The organism is Okeania sp. KiyG1, from assembly GCF_014132355.1.
Lineage (GTDB): Bacteria > Cyanobacteriota > Cyanobacteriia > Cyanobacteriales > Microcoleaceae > Okeania.
In genome coordinates, this window is sequence record NZ_BLZO01000171.1 from 36,020 (window position 1) to 52,864 (window position 16,845).

Here is a 16,845-nt window from a genome sequence, read left to right on the forward strand (position 1 = left end):
AAAAAGCAACTGGTTATTATTTGATGATTACTTTTACTTCATCAGAGTCAGCTCCGGATAATCCAGTAGGTAAAAAGTCATTAGGAATAGATGCAGGGATAGAAAGCTTTGTAGCCACTTCAACTGGAAAATTAATCAAGTCTCCTAAGTTTTTATTGAGTCAACTACGGTAGGGGCGAATGGCCATTCGCCCCTACAATTGCTGCAAAGAAGACTTAAGAAAAAAAAGAAGGGGTCAAATAATTGGTTAAAACTTCGTATGGAAAATAGCTATACTACATGAAAAAATAGCTAATACTAGACATGATTGGCATTTCAAACTAGCTCATCAACTTTGTGATTTAACAGACAATATTTTTGTTGAAGATATTAACTTTAAATCTTGGTAAGCGAGGTATTGTCAGAAAACAATCTAATGACAGTGGTATCGGTCAATTTATTAATGAAATACTTCCTTATATCTGCTGGAGCCGAGGCAAGTATTATGCCAAAGTTGATAAGAATTATACCTCTCAAGAATGTCCTAAATGTGGGCATAGAAACAAGAAAAAACTCTCACAGAGAAATCACAATTGCAGCAACTGCGGATATCAAATAAATCGTGATGTAGCTGCTGCACCCAACCCCATCCCCTCCCGGGAGGCGAGCAAGAGGGGTGGGTGAGGTTTAATAGCCGTGGGGCACGCGGTTTAAAGAGAAAGCTTGTGGAGATGGTCTGGCGGGGGTACAACTCAACTTGTTTGATTTGTTACCAAGCTTACGAATCTGAGAAACAAGAATCCCCCCTTATAATCGAGCGATTTAACGGCGGGAGTGTCAAGGCCTATCAAACTTATATGCTGGAGGAAAATATTCGCGACGCTGGCCTCTCAAAGCTTGGTTCATAAAATCACGCCAGATCGGTGCAACAGTAGTACCACCAGTAGCACCATAGTTTAGAGGCCGATAATCATCATTGCCCACCCAAACAGCAGTTGCCAACTGAGGCGTATAACCTACAAACCAAACATCTCGCTCAGAAGAAGTAGTACCAGTTTTTCCAGCAGCCTGACGACCAATCTTAGCCCTAGTAGCAGTACCTCGTTCTATTACCCCCACCAATACACTATTAAGTGACGCGACAGCCCATTGATTTAAAACCAACTTAGGTTTAGGAGTATTGTCCAACAACACATTTCCACTGGTATCTGTCACCTGCACAATAAAAGTAGTATCAGAATGCCAACCATTATTAGCAAAAGTCGCATAAGCACCAGCCATCTCCAGAGGTGTCAAATCAACCGAACCAAGTGGTAAAGAAATAACAGGTTCCATCGGACTCTTAATTCCTAGAATGCGACAAACCTCAATTACCTTATTAAGTCCAACATATTGACCAATTTTCACCGCTGGTATATTCAAAGAAGACTCCAAAGCCTTACGAATACTAACAGAGCCAGAATATCCACCACCATAATTTCGAGGAGTGTAATAACCATTACCATCTGGATAACTAACTCGAGTATCAGACACAATTGAATATGGGGAATATCTACCCGAAGCAAAAGCAGTGTAATAAACAAAAGGCTTAAAAGCAGAACCTGGTTGTCTGCGAGCTTGAACAGCACGATTATATTGACTACTCTTAAAATCTGCCCCACCAACCATGGCCCGCACAAAGTGGGTGCGGGGGTCAACTGCCACTAATGCCATTTGACCTTTGTCCCAACTCCGATAAGTCCCACGGTAATATAAAATTTGATGCCATTCAGTCACAGTTCTTTCAGCCATCCGTTGGAAATTCATATCAATGGTCGTTTGTATCCGCATTCCTCCTTTAAGAACAGCATCTTTACCAAACCTTTCAGTTAACTCCTGAACAACTGCCTCAGTAATATAAGGAAGTTCACTCTGACGAAAAGAGGTAACTTTACCCACTAATAATGGTTGCTTGAGAGCCTCCGCTTCCTCTTCAGCAGTAATCCAATTAAGTTCGCGCAGTCTTGCTAAAACAGTGGCCTGGCGTTGCTTGGATTTTTGGTAATTAATAAATGGACTATATTCTTCTGGCGCAGGAATCATACCTGCCATCAAGGCAGCTTCAGCTAAAGTTAAATCCTTGGACGACTTATTAAAATAGCTTTTTGCTGCAGTTTCAACTCCATAGAGATTATGACCCCAGTAAATTTGATTGAGGTACAATTCTAAAATTTCGTTTTTATCGAGAATTTGTTCCATCCTAATTGCCAAAACTGCTTCAGCCACTTTCCTACTGAGTTTGGCTGTGGGGGAGAGAAACAAATTTTTCACCAACTGCATAGTAATAGTAGAACCACCTTCAACAGTTCTACCCCGCTCTAAGTTGGCCACAAAAGCACGCATAATTCCAATAGGATAGATTCCGTAGTGGTTGTAGAAGTTACTATCCTCGATCGCTAGAACTGCTCGTTTTAAGTCTGGAGAAATTTGGTTTAGGGGTATGACTTCTCGGTTGGCCTCGTCGTGGAGACTTGCTAATGGTCTACCTTTGACATCATATATGTGAGTTGTTTCTGAAGGTGTGTAATTTTTTAGAACTCGAACATCCGGTAGATTACGAAAGCTGATTGCTAAACCTACCAGTCCACCAGCCACTAATGAGCTAGTTAACATGGTAATGCCTAGTACAGTACCTGCTGTCACCTTACTGACAGATTGAACAAATTCAAAGACTGGTGAAATTTCAGAATGAGATTTTGTAGTTTGCTTATGTGGGAGGGCGTTAGTGGACACTTTGATTTAATTTCCTTGACTAAATTTCAAATTTTAGATGACTAAAGACTAAATATAGGATTGCTGGATAACTTAAACCATAGTTGCTCTAAATTTAATTTAACCCCCCAAAGTAAAGCTATATCAATAAACTAAAAGTAATTGACACTCCACGGGATAAATCCGCGTGGATTCTTAAGGGTCACAAATTTGCCGGGATAAATCCACGTCAAATTTTACCCTTAATGGCATAGCCAAAGATGCCTAAGCGTCTGTCCGGGGTAAACCCCATTAAGGTTGCTTTTGACTCCAATATTTGCAGCACCGTTACAATCTGCATTTATCAATTTATTCTTGCTTAGTTTTGTACAAACCGCGTTTGACTCGTTTGCCACTAAAACTGTATTCACTTGGGTTATCAGCATTGTAAACAGGTATCCGATCGCCGTCTAAAAAACTAGCCTTAGAGGTATAAGACTCCTCCTGTTCTATATAGGTTAATCCATACCTATCACACATAGCTTTTAGTTTAAACCTGAAACTATGGTGTGGTATTTGTACAAATTTTTGGTTAGTTTTTTTACCTAAATTGATACTTTGTTTGATCTCGGTGATTTACGCCAACAACAATAGTAAATATCTTGTTTTCACTACACCAGTTGATTAAATATCTAGCTGCTTTATTCAGGTAATCTCTAACTTTATTGTTCCGATTTACTGTTATGCTGACTTGCTTTTTGGTTAAATCTTTGATGCTTTGTTTATCCTTTATAGACTGTAATCTAGAATTTTCCTTGTTGTACCACTGGTTGATTGATTTAAGTTTTCTACCGTCTAAAATAAACGATGACCCAGTATTTGATACACAAGTTGCTAGATTGTCTAGACCACAGGTCTATTGCTAAAGCATTGTCAGATTTTACTATCTGCTGTGGTTCATCTTCTGTAATAAATTCTACCTCAAAAAACCTAGCATCATATCTAGGAATTATTCTAACTTCCTTCAGGTTTTTACCTACTAATCTTTCTGGAAATGGAATTTTGACTGCACCATATTCAGCCTTGAATTTTATAGACATTGGGATGTTAAAATACCCATTTTTCACCTTAATTCGAGGTATGATTAAAGGAAAATACCCTTCTTTTTTGAGGTATCTAGGTATTCGTATTTGTTCCCAACGATATAGACTTTCCTGAGCTTTCTGGATTAAGTTAAAAAATGACTTAAAAGACCTATCTACAACTTTTAAAGTTTGCTGTGCAATATCAGTTTGAAGTAGTTGATAATTTTCGTTATCTTTGCAGTAATGGTAATTTGACTCGTATCTGAGATATCCACCCTCAGCAAAATAAAACTGTCGTACAGAATAAAGGCCTACATTGTACATATTCTTGGTCAATCTGCACAATTGCCTTAAGGCTTTAAACTCCTGGCTAGACAGGTTTCTAATTTTGTTCTTTTGGGTAAGATACATAATTTACTTTCGCTGTATAGTATATATATTAGTGAAAACCTCGAAAAATGTCAAATTGACTACGGGTGAAAACCCGCGCCTGTCGTTTCCATCCACCTCTTAAAAGACGGTGGTTTCCCACTTAACCGAAAGTTTATGATGATGACTGATAAATTTACATGGCTGCGTCGCGGTATCAGTGAAATTTTTCCAGATAGACCAGATTCTACAAACCCTGATGAAAACTTACTGCAAAGATTGGCCAAATCAGACCGACCTTTGCGAGTTAAATTAGGAATTGACCCCACTGGAGCAGATATCCATTTAGGTCATAGTATCCCGGTTCGTAAACTCCGAGCATTTCAGGATGCTGGACATACAGCAGTATTAATCATAGGAGATTTTACTGCAAGAATTGGCGACCCTACAGGGAAATCTGAAGTCCGAAAACAGTTAACTTCCGAACAGGTGCGGGAAAATGCCAAAACTTATTTAGAGCAAGTCCGGCCTATATTAGATTTTGACACGCCAGGGCGCTTAGAAATTCGCTACAACTCAGAATGGCTTTCTAAATTAGATTTGGCAAATATTCTGGAGCTTTTGGCAACAATGACGGTGGGGCAGATGTTGGCTAAGGAGGGTTTTGCTCTTCGTTATCAGCAGGAAAGCCCAATTTATATCCATGAGTTTCTTTATCCTTTGATGCAAGGTTATGATTCTGTGGCTGTGGATGCTGATGTGGAGTTGGGGGGTACTGACCAAAAGTTTAATATTGCTGTGGGACGAGATTTACAACGGCATTTTGGTAAAAAAACTCAGTTTGGTCTGTTGATGCCGATTTTGTTGGGGACTGATGGGGTACAGAAAATGTCTAAGTCTCTGGGAAATTATGTGGGTTTATCGGAAGACTCTCTGAGTATGTATTCTAAGTTGGAAAAAATTCCTGATGACCAGATAGAGCAGTATTTTGAATTATTGACAAATTTAGCTCTTGAGACTCTGCCAGAAAATCCTCGTGAAAGACAAAAGTTGTTGGCCTTGGATATTGCATCTCAGTACCACGGTAGGGAAGCTGCTTTGTTGGCTCAAAAAACGGCTTTGAAGGTGGTGCTTGAGGGAGATATGAGTCAAACTGAGGCAGTGCCAGAGTTTTCTTTGGCTAATGTGGAGTTTCCAGCGAAGTTGTTTTATGTTGTTAGTGCTAGTGGTTTGTGTAAGAGTAGTTCTGAAGCTAGGAAAAAAATTGCTGGGGGAGCTGTACGTTTGGATGACGACCGTATTTCAGACCAGAATTTGACTTTTGACTCCCCGGCAGACCTTGATGGTAAAGTTCTAAGGGTAGGTAAGAAAAATTTTGTCCGCTTGGTTAAAAATTAATCAATACTTTTGTTTAGACTCACAGTCTGAACAAATTAGTAGACAAAAATTCTGACTCACAGGGAGGGGAAAATCTCTAGGTAGAAATGACTCAAAACTACAACGTCTTAGTTTTTTTTCTTTGACTGCCCAGAAATAGACAACCCTCGAATTTCTGATACTGAATACTCAGACTCAAAGTCTCAAAAAATTAGCTGAATCGCCGAGAAGCCTCACACCATATTTATGCAGATTTGGTGTTAGATGAATCGGCAGCAAATTGAATGGGTTCGATGCTCATTTAATTTGCAAATATCCTACCAGAAGCTTTCGCCCTGGTTGAAAAATTTGTATTATGATCTTGCCTATAACCCTGGAAATTTTCCACCATGCGCACTGCCTACCAATATAAATTAAGGCCAAACAAAGAACAGTTAGCCACTATAGAATTGTGGTTGGAATTGTTGCGTCGGCAGTACAACTATAGGTTAGGGGAGCGGTTCTCGTGGTGGGAAGAAAATCGCTGTCCGGTTAATGCTTGCCCCTTGGTGATGCCCATTCCTCAACTAAGAGAAATTCCAGATTATTACTCTCAAAAACGAGATTTGGTCAATACCAAAGATAAGTTTTGTGAATACAAGCTAATTCATTCTCAAGTTTTACAGGATTGCATAAAACGGGTAAAACTTGCCTTTGATAGATGGTTTAAGGCAGACAAAAATGGCCAGAAATTAGGGAAACCAAGATTTAAAGGAAAAGGACGTTATCGCAGTTTTACTTATCCTCAAATCAAACAAAACTGTATTGAAGGAAATAAAATTAATTTGCCCAAAATTGGCAATATAAAGTTGATTCAACATCGGCCTTTACCTAATGGTTTTCAAATTAAAACAGTGACGATTAGTCGTAAAGCAGATGGTTATTACATTACTTTATCCTTAGAAAACAAATCAGTTCCAGCTTTAACAACTAAAGTTGAACCTACACTAAAAAACACTCTGGGAATTGATATGGGTTTGAAAGAATTCTTAGTAACAAGTGAAGGAGAATCTGTCCCCATACCTCAATACTATCGCTCATCTCAGAAGCGATTAAAAACTTTACAGAAACGTTTATCTCGAAAGAAAAAAGGAAGTAAAAGGAGGCTCAAGGCTGTTAAAGCTGTAGCCAAACAACATAAAAAGGTTGCCGATAAACGTAAAGATTTTCATTTCAAAACAGCCAATGAATTGTTATCAAAAGCTGAAGTTATTGCCCATGTAGACGCGGAGCGGCGTGCCGGAGGCAAACTTAAATATTAAAGGGCTAGCAAAGACCCGTTTGAGTAAATCAATTAATGATGCTGGATGGGGAAAATTTCTAACTATTTTGACTGTCAAAGCCGGAAATGCTGGACAGAAAACCATAGCAGTAAACCCCAAAAATACTAGCCAAGATTGCTCAAATTGTGGGGAAAAAGTCCCTAAAGAATTATCGCAAAGAACTCATTCTTGTCCACATTGTGGTGTTGCGATAGACCGTGACTTGAATGCAGCGATAAATATCAAAAATAGGGCGGTAGGGCATTCCGTCTTTAAAGCACGCGCTTGCCCGACGGGATACCGGGGCTGCGAAACGAGAAGCCCAGACTATAGCGTCAGCTTAGTGTGGGAGATGTCACTTTTTTTGTTTGATTGCCCAAAAATAAGCTACCGAAAGTTAAACAATACTAACGAAATTGATGAATATTAATAAAATTATTGTCCCGTTGGATGTTCCGACTGAGGTAGCAGCGATCGCTCTGATAGACCAATTACCGGAAATAATCTGGTGGAAAGTCGGTCTAGAATTGTTTGTTAGTTGTGGCCCTAAAATTATCTCAATTCTCAAAGAACGTCAGAAGCAGATTTTTCTGGATTTAAAGTTTCACGATATTCCTAATACTGTTGCTGGAGCTTGTCGAGCTGCTGCTAGTTATGGTGTCGATTTGTTGACCATCCATTCTACTGCTGGCAGAGTGGCTTTGACTGCTGCTCAAGATGCTGTTGTGGAAGGGGCAAAAGTTACAGGAGAAAACCCACCGAGGTTAATCGCTATTACTATTTTGACCAGTTTGACTTCTCGTGATGTGGCTTTTGACCTCAAAATTCCTCTGGAGTTGCCAGAGTATGCTTTGCAGATGGCTTTGTTGGCTCAGGAATCTGGTTTAGGTGGGGCGGTTTGTTCTCCTCAAGAGGTGGAACAGTTGAGACGGGTTTGTGGTGATGATTTTGTGTTGGTTTGTCCCGGAGTGAGGCCAACTTGGGCAGATAAAGGAGACCAGAAGCGATCGCTTACTCCTGGTCAGGCTATTAAGGCTGGTGCTGATTATCTTGTTATTGGCCGACCTATTACTGCTGCTACTGACCCAAAAGGGGCTTTGGAGCGCATTTGTCAGGAAATTTAAGGGGCTTTTTTCTAAAAATATTATGTTTGATGATCGATCGTTTCAAACATCACTTCACATAAATAGGGTTTGCTGAAAAAGTCTTTTTTTAGGAGTAGGGGAGCGGGGGAGTAGAGGAGCAGGAAAGTAATTTTTTTTTGCCCAACTTTTGCCTAAAATGGTAAATTTTTGAGCATTAAGAGCTGAAAACCAAGGTATTACAGACCCAAAAAGGCACTTACCTTTATCTTTAAAGACGTTTAGGTTTAATCAGCAAGCCCTAAATAGTACTCTGATTTGAGTTGAACAAAAAGTCATGCGTAGGTGCGTTAACGATAGTTATGCGAAGCAAACGCCTCCCAATGATTACATACTATCAAAATTTTTGGCAGAATGCAAGGCTAAATATCTTTCGATTTTTTTGAGCTTCATAAAATGATAAATTGCCTTTACTTCTAAGCCATCACTCATAAAAATTACAAAAATATTGCTATAACAGTGGCGATTAATTACCGTTAGGAATTTCTCAAATCCTCCAACTTATTAAATTTTTGGAAAAAACTGCTGAACATTAAATATTTTTCAGACATGATAACTTTCAGGGAAATGGAAATATCAATCTGAAAATCCTAAAGTTGAATGCTATTTTATTTGAAAATATTCATTTCTATAATCACGATTATTAGTACAGTTAGTAACGATTTATCTTTACCTAATTCCCTACCTAATTCCCTATTTTTGACCATTGACAATTATTTGATGGTCAGAAAAAGACGACCGAGAAAACCTAGAAGACCTAGAATAGAAAAAAGAGAATCAACTGAGCCACTCAAACCAAAATCTACTTGCCCGGAAAATTCTGAAGATTTAGAAATTCTCATGGCAGATTTAATATTAGACTTGCCGGGTTATGTTAATCGTGAAATTCAACGTGATCGCCAATCCAATGAAGATTATTTAGAACGGAATATAGTTATAGCAGGTCGTCCTGAGTTTGAACCTTTACCGATAGATGATCTGCCTTTTTTTCAGGAGGATATTAATCAAATTTTCCTGACTACTTTAGAAAGGCAATATCGAGATGACCAGGTAGTTGAATTACAACAATTTCATTGGTTATTTCTGAAAAAAAGTCAGAGACAATGGGAGTTAGTTAATATGTTTTCTATAGAAGAAAGTTTCCCAGAAAATTTACCACCACAACCAGAAGATAGTAGTAATGGAGTATTTGCTAGAGGTATTAGAGTTTGGTTAGAAAAATGTTATTTTGAACATAGGATTCAGGAGTCAGAAGACAGGAGTCAGGAGTCAGAATGAGGCATGAACTCTTAATTTTTCTGGTGGAATTTATGTAATTTTTTATTTGTGAGTTAATTAGGGCTATTTTCAAGCTGAAAGTTAAACTGAATTCTCAACAACAAAATATTGAATAACAGAGGAGACAGGGGTCAAAATTAGAAATGAGTTATGACTTTTAGGGTGGAATTTATGTAAATTTTTATTGGTAACTTAATCATGGTTATTTTCAAAGTAAAAGTTAAACCAAATTCTCAAAAACAAAGTATTGAAGCAGAATTAGATGGTAGTTTCAAAGTATGTTTGAAATCTCCGCCTGTAGATGGTAAAGCTAATCAAGAATTAATCAAACTATTGGCAAAAAAGTTTAATGTAAAAAAATCAGAAGTTACGATTAGATCGGGTTTATATTCAAAAAATAAATTGATTGAGATGCCTCTACCAGAAATTTAATAAGTTGTTTTGCTTAGAAGTGAGAAGAAGAAGAATTTTCCCCTATCTTCATATCAAGAAGCTCTTTAGGCTTTCGCTTTTCTAGTGGTGCCTAACATTAAACCACCTAGGGCGATCTAAGCTATTACTAAGCTTGGTTCTGGGGTGTCTGCTGTTATAGTGATATTATTTTTGTCTATTGAAATGTTACTTTAGTTTCTTGATGACAAGGGTGGGGTACTACTAGAAGTTAGAAGGTATTAGGAGGTAGTAGAAAACTATAGTCATTAGGGTTTTGCCTAGGTAAAAGCTATTTTGTTTCAGTTCCCACCTCACATTTGCATACAGTTTTAATTAGTTGGGGAAAACTTCTTCGACTTTTTCTAGCTCCTTGTTCAAAAATCTATGGAATTATTTTCACCTTCTAATTCATCTAATTTTTGTTTAACTGCCTGAATATCTTGCCACATTAACCACTTTGGTTTGCCTGGATCCCGAGAAGGATTTCGCAAAAGATAAGCTGGATGAAAAATGGGCATACAAAGTCGTCCTTCCCATTCCAACCATTGGCCTCTAATTTTAGTAATACCTCGTTTCTCACCAGTCAAAGCTTTAACTGCCGTTGCTCCAGTTAAAAGAATAATTTTCGGGTCTACAAGACGTATTTGCTCTAGTAAGTATGGTTTACAAGCTTCTATTTCTTGAGTTGTCGGAGTCCGATTTTCTGGTGGCCTACATCTAATAGCATTAGAAATATAAACGTGGCGATCGCTACTTAGCTCCACCGACTCCAAAATTTTGTCCAGTAGTTGCCCAGACCTACCAACGAATGGTAAACCTTGTTCGTCTTCATTTTGACCGGGTGCTTCGCCAATAATCATAATTTCTGCCTGGGGGTTTCCTCTACCAATGACAGCATTGGTACGGTTTTCTCCTAGTTCACATCTGCAACATTGGTTACAATGGACTGCTATTTGCTCCATTGTTTGATATGTTTCTGATGGAATGGGAATTTTAGCATCTGTGGGAATAAGCTTGGAGTCGAAGTCTGAATCAGAGGTAGATTCTGAATAATCATTATTGTTTGACCAGTCAAAGAGACTAAGTTGTTTTTCGTTAGACATGAAAGGAGATTGAGGAATCAATTGCTACTATATATTTACTCTAAAGTTTTGGGTAGAAAGTCTCAACTTGAAGGCCATTAGGTAAAATTTCATTAATTGATAATGGATAATGAATAATGGATAATTACCTCGGATTTTAACCATTACGGAATTGAATATAAGGAAATCTGATTTCTTATCTTGGTCGATGGTCGGACAGCTAGGAGACCTCACCATCCCTCGACCGCTTTTTTCTCCTTAAAAGGAGAGAGAGGCTTTAAACCTAGATTCGATTAATTATCAATTATCAATTATCCATTATCCATTGGTAAGTGCCAGTAGCTGGAGAAAATTATGTCATCTATTCCCATATTTCGAGACCGCACTGATGCGGGAGAAAAATTGGCTGAGGTTATTTTTTCAGATTTCTGTCAAATGAATTTGACTACTGAGTGGATGATTAAGCCTATTGTCTATGGTCTACCAAGAGGGGGGTTGCCAGTAGCAGTGATGGTTGCGCGTCGGTTGGGTTGTCCTTTGAGTGTGGTGGTGGCGAAGAAAATTACTTTACCGGATAATCCAGAATTGGCTCTTGGTGCTGTGACAGCGGATGGTTGTATAGTGTGGTCGAGGCACAAACCAAGGAATTTACAAGTCCAAAAGACTATAATTGAAAGAGCAAGGGAAAAAGCACAGTCTCAATTAGAATGTCTTAGTGGTGGAAAGCCTGAAGTTATTCCTCTAGGTAGGTTAGTAATTTTAGTTGATGACGGTATAGCTACGGGTATGACTATGATAGCTGCGTTAAAGTCTATTAAGTTGCAGAAGCCGAATGCTGTCTGGATATCTGTGCCAGTTGCTCCACCAGAATTGGTTAAATTTTTGGAAGATTGTTGCGATCGCTTAATTGTATTGGAAACTCCTCGGCCTTTTTTGAGTGTGAGTCGATTTTATGCTGAGTTTTCTCAGGTGGAAATGGAGGTTGCTTTGGCTTGTCTCCAGCAACAGACTGAATGGTTGTGAGAATACAATTTTTTTTGATTTTGGATTACTATGCATTCTTTTTTTCTAGTAATTAATCGTAATTTTGTGATTTGATTTAATGCCAAAAATATGAGAATTTTACAACTGTGGTTTGAAAATATTAGGAGTGGTATACAGTATAATCCACCGGGCTTTATCGAGTTAATAATGTTAGTCTTTGCCATAATATTACTATTGTGTTGGAGTGTTACAGATAAATGGCAATATTTAGTATTATGTCTGAGTTATGTAATGGGTTCTTCTATTTCTATTTTAGTTAGAGAAGCACTGACACCATCTCCTCAAATACAAGCTTCCCAATTTACAGCCGTACTATTATTAATTCTTAGCACTTTTAGTTTTGCTGATTTAATTCGTTAAAGAATAAACTTCTTACAAAATTCAAAATTAAATCTTTTTTCTTCCTGCTTGGTATATATATCTTTTCTATTTCCAGTTCCTAGCTTTTGGAATAAGTCTAATATTTGAAAGTTGTCGATTTGTTTGATCTTGATTTAATTAATACTTTTTGAGTTTTGATTGCTTGTTTGATTTAGAAATCTTAACAAAATTTGAAATTACTTTAGAGCTGATTTATAAACTAAAGTAATTGTTAATTAGGGCTTGCTGAAAAAGTCTGATGGGTAAGGGTAGGAGATAGGAGACAACCCACCCCTCGCCCCTCCTAGGAGGGGGAGGGGAAGAAAGGAGAAATGGAAATTTAGAGCAGGTAGGAGCTAAGTTTTGTCCCAAGATTTTTCTGCCCAACTATGCGCCTAAAATACTAACTTTTTGAGCCTTTTAGACTGAAATAGGCGCACTTTTTTCGACACAAAAAAGGCTAAATTATTTATATGTCAATGCTTTTAGATTTAATCAGCAAGCCCTAATTATTAATTATTGAAATCACCTATCTTTTATACCATTTTGAAAAAACTGGAGTTTAGACTAAATTCTATTTAATTGGCTGGAACCCTTAGTTTAGTAACCCTTTTCCCCTTTTATTTAAATAGACATCCGTTAAGTCTCAAATCCCATCAGGGTAATAGTTTGGTGGTTTGAGCTGTTCAATTAGTCTAAACTCCAGAAAAAAGAATGTTACGAATAGTTTGGTCAACAAAAATGGTTAAAGTCAGATGTTTATTTAGCAGAATAGAATTATTTTAGGGTCAAAAATGATAATAATAGTTCTTTCTACTGACTATTGGCTACTAGAAACAGTTCAAGTATTTGTAGAAAACATTTATCAAATTGGCATTAGGAGTTTGAGAACTACGGAAAGATAATTCAACAAGCCCTAATACTATTTCTCCATGAAGTTGCACTTAATAAAAGATAACAGCTATTAGTAAAATTCAGGTTTTGGTAAGAATTATTAAGCGCATTGTTACAGATAAATAGTATAAGTATAACAATAAATTCAGCCTCTTAATATTTACTTTATAAATCAGTGGTTAGAGTGAAAATTTCAGACTGTTTTATTGAAAAAGTTACAAAAGAGAGATAATATATTTAATATAAGTGTTGAAAATTGTAGTATCACTAATAGTCAATAAATCTAATTCTATTAATGTCCTACTTTGTTGGTATTGAGTGAAATTTTTGTTACACCAGGAGAGGTAAAATGAAGCAAAAAAATATAAAAAATATGACTTAGAGCAGAGAAAAAAGAACTCCAAGAGAGAGAAAGACAAATTAGATTAAAAGAACTAGAACTTGAAATAAATAAAAAAACTCCTTTATATAATACTGAAAAGTACAATTCACCAGAGAAACCAAATAAGTTTCAGTTGAAAAAACTGCTAAAGATAGGTGAATTTTTAGGGATTGTAGTGGGAGTAGTAGCAGCAGTTTATATTGGTTTTTGGGTGGGTAAAGCAGTTTTAGTAGTAGGGGTAGCTTGGGTAGGGTACAAAATTATATTTGGCCAAAATGATTCAGATAACTAGAGCTTCTAAAAGCATTACCTTGCTTAATTTGATGCTTTTAATAATCTCTTTTCTTCTGTTTCCTAGTTATACAAAAGCTGAGAATACTTATTTCAAAATCAGGAAATAATAAATAGTATAAATTATCCCTTCATCAAGTAATACTAATTAAATTAGTTATTAAGGATTAATCAATGAATAACCAAAATAGTCATTCACTAGAGTCTGACTTATAAAAGGTAGTCAGAGCTCGTTATGAGATTTCTGAGAACCTGAGAAATATTATTGATTAAAGTTACGAAAAAGAATTGATTAAGTATTTGCCAAAATTAGCAGATTCACAATGGGAAGAGATTCATCAAACAGTAATATAATGCTTTAAAGATTATGAACGAGAAGTAATGAAGCGAATTAATGATGATATTGAATCACGCCGTCCAGAATTAGATAATTTAGTTAAGCAAAAAGAGTCTAGTGAAATTAATCAAGAAAAAGAGGTAAAGCGTCTCCAAAGTTTAGATGCTGATGTATTATCTGAATGTCGTAATATTGAGTTGATTTACAATTATTTAGTCTGAGAGTGTAGGAGAAATTAAAAAAGCAGTCAAAACTCAGTACTCAGCACTCAGCAGTAAACGTTTAGAAGGGGACTATTACCTCTCCACGCACCTTCCGGCTTATAGAAACCGGGGATTTAAACCAGAGCTACTAAAAGCTGATAGCTGAATGCTAATTAAAACAAAACTTATTTATTCAAATCAAAATGAGTCACAAAATAGAAGCAGAAAATTTTATCCAAGATTTAGAAAGAGTAGCTAAAGTTCGAGCCGAAGTAGCTGCTAGTTTATCTACAATAGCTGAAACTTTAGAAAAAGCAGAATCAGAAGGTAAAAATACTTCTGGAAAATTAGGTTTAGAGAGAGAAATAGAAGATATTAAAAATGCTGGCAAAAATCTCCGCCTAGGCGTTTTTCGTCTGATGGTATTGGGAGATATGAAACGGGGAAAAAGCACATTTCTTAACGCTTTAATAGGTGAAAATATTTTACCTAGCGATGTTAATCCCTGTACAGCATTATTAACTGTATTAAAATTTGGACCAGAAAAAAAAGTTACTATACATTTTAATGATGGAAAAAAACCTCTGTCACTAGATTTTAAGAACTTCAAACGAAACTATACAATTGACCCAGCAGAGGCAAAAAGATTAGAACAAGAAAAAAAACAAGCATTTCCTGATATTGATTATGCAGTGGTTGAATATCCCCTACCAATTTTAGAAAAAGGCATAGAAATTGTTGATAGTCCTGGTTTAAATGATACAGAAGCAAGGAATGAATTATCTCTTGGTTATATCAATAATTGTCATGCTATTTTATTTGTGATGAGAGCAACTCAACCTTGTACTTTAGGAGAACGTCGCTATCTAGAAAATTATATTAAAGGTAGAGGGTTGAGCGTCTTCTTTTTAATTAATGCTTGGGACCAAGTACAAGAGAGTTTAATTGACCCAGATGACCGAGAAGAATTAGAAGAAGCAGAGATAAGATTAAGAAGAGTTTTTCAAGCTAACCTCAATGAGTATTGTATAGAAGAAAATAAAAATATCTATCAAGAAAGAGTTTTTGAGCTATCTTCAATTCTGGCATTAAGAAGGCGGTTAAAAAATCCTTCAGCTTCTCTAGAAGGAACAGGTTTTCCAGAATTTTTTGGTGCATTAAATAAATTTTTGACTCAGGAAAGAGCAGCTCAAGAATTTCGGCAAGCAAAAACTTTAGCAGCTCAAACAGATAGTCATTTACAAGAGGCGATCGCTCGTCGTACTCCTTTATTAGAACAGAATATTGAAGAGCTAAAAAATAAGATTAATTCTGTCGCACCAGAGTTTCATAAACTTGCTGAAATTCGCGACCAATTTCAGTCAGAAATTAGAACAGTTCGAGATAGAGAAGCGACTGAAATTGCTAATTCTTTTCGTTCTTATATCCTCGACCTGGAACATACTTTTGAATCAGATTTTTTGCGTTATCAACCAGATATGAAATTTCTCGATTTTATTAACCCTGGCAAAAGAGAAGCTTTTGAAATAGAACTAAAAAAAGGATTTGAACAATATATTAGTGATAAATTAGCAGCATGGACTATTACTGTTGAAAATAAGATGGATGCAGCATTTTTACAACTTTCTCGAAGAGCTGCTCATTATGGTGCTTCTTATACAAAAGTCACAGATAAAATCACTGAAAAATTAACAGGAAAAAAAGTTAAATCTTTCCCTTCTATTTCCACTGAAGATAACGCTCCTAGTTGGGCAAAATGGGCTATGGGATTATTTTCATTAGCTAGGGGTAATATCGCAGGTATTGCCATGGCCGGAGCTGGTTTTGATTGGAAAAATATCTTGCTAAATTTATTGGCTGTAGGAGGAATATATACAGCAATTACTTTCTTTACAGGGATAACTTTAGGACCTATTGGTTTAGCTTTGTTAGGTTTAGGTGTGGGTGTAATGCAGGCAGATGAAGCACGGAAAAAAGTAGTTCAAATAGCGAAAAAAGAGTTGGTCAAACATTTACCTGAAGTAGCAAATGAACAGTGGCAACCTATTTATGATGCCATTAAAGAATGTTTTGATACTTATGAAGGGGAAGTAAAAGAAAGGATAGATGATGATATTAAATCTCGGAAGTCGGAATTAGATAATTTGCTGAAGCAAAAACAGGAACAAGAAATTAATAATGATTCAGAATTAGCTCGTTTTCAACAGTTAGAAGCTGATGTGTCATCTGAGTATCAAAAAATAGCTGCTGTTTATCAGGATTTTCTAGAAGCAATGATTTAAAGAGGGAAAACCAAAATTTGACAAAAGCAGCAGCTTTTAACAAACGAGACAAATTTATGCGATTTTGATTTAAATAGACTACATAGAACCTGTCTTAAAGGCAGCAGGAGTTTCGAGAGTTGAGGGCAGAAGTTAGCTGTTTGATTAAAGTGAAAAATATTATAAGCAGTTCATTAATGGATATGGATAATGGATAATGGATAATTGATAATTACCTCTGGTTAAAACCGCTACGGAATTGAATATAAGGAGATATTATTTCTTCTCTTGGTCGATT

The 16,845-nt window shown here is 36.6% G+C and carries 17 protein-coding genes and 2 pseudogenes; 13 read left to right on the forward strand and 6 right to left on the reverse strand.

Features of this window, described 5'->3' with window-relative positions:
- The first annotated feature begins 23 nt into the window (after nucleotides 1–23).
- Together SAGCYANO_RS37550 and SAGCYANO_RS37555 are read left to right on the forward strand one after the other, a co-directional pair.
- Nucleotides 24–173: a hypothetical protein gene (locus SAGCYANO_RS37550; RefSeq protein WP_202224689.1), complete on the forward strand. Its 150-nt coding sequence runs from the start codon at nucleotides 24–26 to the stop codon at nucleotides 171–173.
- A 184-nt stretch (nucleotides 174–357) separates the two neighbouring features.
- On the forward strand, nucleotides 358–663 hold the full coding sequence (locus SAGCYANO_RS37555) for a zinc ribbon domain-containing protein (RefSeq protein WP_202224690.1): 306 nt from the start codon (nucleotides 358–360) through the stop codon (nucleotides 661–663).
- Nucleotides 664–816: 153 nt separating this feature from the next.
- Here the strand turns inward: SAGCYANO_RS37555 and SAGCYANO_RS37560 are convergent, their stop codons facing one another.
- From SAGCYANO_RS37560 to SAGCYANO_RS46585, 5 genes and pseudogenes are all read right to left on the reverse strand, one after another.
- A complete protein-coding gene (locus tag SAGCYANO_RS37560) occupies nucleotides 817–2,751 on the reverse strand; it encodes a transglycosylase domain-containing protein (protein ID WP_375340064.1) in 1,935 nt (644 codons plus the stop codon).
- Between the two features lie 327 nt (nucleotides 2,752–3,078).
- Nucleotides 3,079–3,249 (reverse strand): hypothetical protein, encoded by a 171-nt coding sequence (locus tag SAGCYANO_RS46570; protein ID WP_237397065.1) that lies wholly within the window; start codon nucleotides 3,247–3,249, stop codon nucleotides 3,079–3,081.
- A gap of 6 nt (nucleotides 3,250–3,255) precedes the next feature.
- Nucleotides 3,256–3,345 (reverse strand): annotated as a pseudogene (locus SAGCYANO_RS49715) (hypothetical protein); the annotation flags it as partial.
- Complete coding sequence (locus SAGCYANO_RS46580) at nucleotides 3,311–3,571, reverse strand: transposase (RefSeq protein WP_237397080.1); 261 nt, start codon at nucleotides 3,569–3,571, stop codon at nucleotides 3,311–3,313. The pseudogene SAGCYANO_RS49715 and the gene SAGCYANO_RS46580, both read right to left, overlap by 35 nt.
- Complete coding sequence (locus tag SAGCYANO_RS46585) at nucleotides 3,558–4,118, reverse strand: transposase (RefSeq protein WP_237397066.1); 561 nt, start codon at nucleotides 4,116–4,118, stop codon at nucleotides 3,558–3,560. The genes SAGCYANO_RS46580 and SAGCYANO_RS46585 overlap by 14 nt, the downstream gene beginning before the upstream one ends.
- 225 nt (nucleotides 4,119–4,343) lie before the next feature.
- On the opposite strand from SAGCYANO_RS46585, the gene tyrS reads away from it, so the two are divergent.
- From tyrS to SAGCYANO_RS37595, 6 genes are all read left to right on the forward strand, one after another.
- Entirely contained in the window at nucleotides 4,344–5,561 is a 1,218-nt protein-coding gene (tyrS, locus tag SAGCYANO_RS37575) for a tyrosine--tRNA ligase (protein WP_202224743.1), read from the forward strand.
- Between the two features lie 368 nt (nucleotides 5,562–5,929).
- Nucleotides 5,930–6,841, forward strand: a complete 912-nt coding sequence (locus tag SAGCYANO_RS37580; RefSeq protein WP_375340065.1) for an RNA-guided endonuclease InsQ/TnpB family protein — start codon at nucleotides 5,930–5,932, stop codon at nucleotides 6,839–6,841.
- Nucleotides 6,842–6,860: 19 nt separating this feature from the next.
- On the forward strand, nucleotides 6,861–7,271 hold the full coding sequence (locus SAGCYANO_RS51040; protein ID WP_375340066.1) for an RNA-guided endonuclease InsQ/TnpB family protein: 411 nt from the start codon (nucleotides 6,861–6,863) through the stop codon (nucleotides 7,269–7,271).
- Complete coding sequence (gene pyrF / locus SAGCYANO_RS37585; RefSeq protein ID WP_202224691.1) at nucleotides 7,261–7,965, forward strand: orotidine-5'-phosphate decarboxylase; 705 nt, start codon at nucleotides 7,261–7,263, stop codon at nucleotides 7,963–7,965. Before SAGCYANO_RS51040 ends, pyrF begins: the two co-directional genes overlap by 11 nt.
- 630 nt (nucleotides 7,966–8,595) lie before the next feature.
- The gene (locus SAGCYANO_RS37590) at nucleotides 8,596–9,261 is read left to right on the forward strand and encodes a hypothetical protein (protein ID WP_237397067.1); all 666 of its coding nucleotides are present in this window, start codon (nucleotides 8,596–8,598) and stop codon (nucleotides 9,259–9,261) included.
- 198 nt (nucleotides 9,262–9,459) lie between these two features.
- On the forward strand, nucleotides 9,460–9,693 hold the full coding sequence (locus SAGCYANO_RS37595) for a DUF167 domain-containing protein (RefSeq protein WP_202224693.1): 234 nt from the start codon (nucleotides 9,460–9,462) through the stop codon (nucleotides 9,691–9,693).
- A gap of 374 nt (nucleotides 9,694–10,067) precedes the next feature.
- Here SAGCYANO_RS37595 and SAGCYANO_RS37600 read toward each other — a convergent pair whose 3' ends face one another.
- A complete protein-coding gene (locus SAGCYANO_RS37600) occupies nucleotides 10,068–10,796 on the reverse strand; it encodes a uracil-DNA glycosylase family protein (protein ID WP_202224694.1) in 729 nt (242 codons plus the stop codon).
- Between the two features lie 333 nt (nucleotides 10,797–11,129).
- Here SAGCYANO_RS37600 and SAGCYANO_RS37605 point away from each other — a divergent pair, with 333 nt between their 5' ends.
- The 5 genes and pseudogenes from SAGCYANO_RS37605 to SAGCYANO_RS37625 all read left to right on the forward strand — a co-directional run bounded on the left by SAGCYANO_RS37605 (nucleotide 11,130) and on the right by SAGCYANO_RS37625 (nucleotide 16,568).
- A complete protein-coding gene (locus SAGCYANO_RS37605) occupies nucleotides 11,130–11,798 on the forward strand; it encodes a phosphoribosyltransferase (RefSeq protein ID WP_202224695.1) in 669 nt (222 codons plus the stop codon).
- Nucleotides 11,799–11,888: 90 nt separating this feature from the next.
- Nucleotides 11,889–12,179 (forward strand): hypothetical protein, encoded by a 291-nt coding sequence (locus tag SAGCYANO_RS37610; protein WP_202224696.1) that lies wholly within the window; start codon nucleotides 11,889–11,891, stop codon nucleotides 12,177–12,179.
- Between the two features lie 1,409 nt (nucleotides 12,180–13,588).
- Complete coding sequence (locus SAGCYANO_RS37615; RefSeq protein ID WP_202224697.1) at nucleotides 13,589–13,747, forward strand: hypothetical protein; 159 nt, start codon at nucleotides 13,589–13,591, stop codon at nucleotides 13,745–13,747.
- Nucleotides 13,748–14,112: 365 nt separating this feature from the next.
- A pseudogene (locus tag SAGCYANO_RS37620) lies at nucleotides 14,113–14,304 on the forward strand (hypothetical protein); the annotation flags it as partial.
- Nucleotides 14,305–14,489: 185 nt separating this feature from the next.
- Entirely contained in the window at nucleotides 14,490–16,568 is a 2,079-nt protein-coding gene (locus SAGCYANO_RS37625) for a dynamin family protein (protein WP_202224699.1), read from the forward strand.
- Nucleotides 16,569–16,845: the final 277 nt, after the last annotated feature.